Origin of the sequence: Limnospira sp. (genome assembly GCF_051859755.1) — a bacterium.
Lineage (GTDB): Bacteria > Cyanobacteriota > Cyanobacteriia > Cyanobacteriales > Microcoleaceae > Limnospira > Limnospira fusiformis.
Genome location: NZ_JBIMLI010000295.1, coordinates 1 through 2,001, shown reverse-complemented (window position 1 = coordinate 2,001; position 2,001 = coordinate 1). Strand labels below are relative to the sequence as shown.

General features: G+C 49.6%; 1 tRNA gene and 1 pseudogene. One reads left to right on the top strand and one right to left on the bottom strand.

The features are described from left to right. Window positions 1-399 precede the first annotated feature (399 nt). Window positions 400-473 (bottom strand) — tRNA-Pro (locus tag ACTIE0_RS24030). 179 nt (window positions 474-652) lie between these two features. On the opposite strand from ACTIE0_RS24030, the pseudogene ACTIE0_RS24025 reads away from it, so the two are divergent. After that, a pseudogene (locus tag ACTIE0_RS24025) lies at window positions 653-1,849 on the top strand (transposase). The last annotated feature ends 152 nt before the right edge of the window (window positions 1,850-2,001 follow it).

Here is a 2,001-nt window from a genome sequence, read left to right as displayed (position 1 = left end):
CCCTAATCATGGATGGTTGGCAGTGGTCGCATCTGGTAGTAGGTTCTACTTCACGCCTTCCGTTCCCCGCTTCAATCCTGGGGTTGTGATTCCCAAAATTGGGGGTGGCTATCGCCTTTACTCTCTACTCCCTGATTTCTCAGTTTGTTTATGACCTTGAGTTCCCTGCCTTGCTTAGATTTCTCCAAGCGTCGGGACATATAAACAGTTATGGGGATGGTCAGGAGTGCGCTCCTTATATTCAACCGAGGGGTTGAAATCCCCACCAGGCGGTTATTTCAGGTATTGCAACCTTATTTCATGCCTGAACGTCTCGCACGTGTATTTTGAGTGTAACGGTACGACTATCGGGTTAAAGCAATTCCCGCGATAGTAGTCAGGATAAGGGTTTAAGTTAAATCGGGATGACAGGATTTGAACCTGCGACATCCTGCTCCCAAAGCAGGCGCGCTACCAAGCTGCGCTACATCCCGTTGTACTCAAACCTCTCCATTATAGATCAGCTGACACCTATATGTCAATAGGCATTGGATGATATCAGCAATTCTCATTTGATAAAAAAGCGACTCAAGGACGGAAAATGGGGTACTGTAAGGACATCCAAGAGCCAATAGGGTCAGAGCCGTTGGAAAAACATGAGTTGTTTGACACAATCGTCAGTTCTTTTCGCCAGCGTTTGTCCTCGTTACCGGACAAGCCTACTGGTAAGAATAGCCACTATGGGATGGAAGACGCAGCCAATCGCGCGTTTAGTGTGTTCTTCACTCAAACCCCATCATTCCTTGCCTATCAACGCACGATGGAAGGCAACAAAGGCAAGAGCAATGCTCAAAGCTTGTTTGGGGTTCATCAAATTCCCGGCGACAACCACATCCGGGATTTTTGGGCGACAGTGTCACCAGACCACATCTTTCCGGTCTTTGAGGATATCTTGCCGGTGCTCGAAGTCCAGGGGCAGTTGGTAAAATTCCGTTCTATTGTCAACAGTCTGTTAGTGGCGTTGGATGGGACTGAATATTTGAGTTCGGAGAAAATCCACTGCCCCCAGTGCTCGACACGCACCTATAAGTCTGGGGCAACCCATTACTTCCATGGGGTGGTGACTGCGGTCATCGTTTGTCCAGGACAAAAGCATCTGATTCCCTTGGTTCCTGAATTTATCGTGCCCCAAGATGGTCATGACAAGCAGGACTGTGAGACGGCGGCAGCCAAACGGTGATTATCGCGGCAAGGGGAACGTATCATTAGATGGAACGTTACGGTCTTAGGGGATGACCTGTATTGTCACCAACCCTTGTGTGAGCAATTTCTAAAGCACCAACTCAACTTCATCCTCGTCTGTCGTCAGGAGTCCCACACCACCCTCCATGAACACCTTGATGGCATTGAGCTACCCACAGTCACAACCCTTGGTTGGACCGGGAAAGTCGAGGAAACCTATACCTACCGCTATCTCAACGCCGTGCCGCTCAGAGACAGTGATGATGCCCTGTTGGTCAACTGGTGCGAACTCACCGTCACCACTGCCGATGGCCAGGTGAGCTATCACAATGCCTTTGCTACGAATTATCCCCTCAGTGAGGAAAATGTCGCAGAAGTCGTGCTGGCAGGGCGAACCCGGTGGAAGGTGGAAAATGAAAACCACAACACCCTCAAGACCAAGGGCTACAATCTGGAACACAATTTCGGCCATGGTAAGCAGCATCTTTCCTCTTTACTGGCAACCCTTAATATCCTCTCTCTGCTCTTCCATACCTTCCTCGAACTGAGTAGGGGTCGAGAGAGATGTCGCCATCTCCCCCTCCCATACAAAACCGTACGTGAGACTTTCACCTCATACGGCTCCTAGCCTGACTGTGTTATGGTCGAAAGAGAAGTCACCTTCCCCAACTCCAATTCCAAACCGTGCTTGCGAGTTTCCCAGCACACGGCTCCTGATGTATAGCACAAGACAGAACACTTAGGACGTATAATGGAGAGGACGAGATGACTAAGAAGACC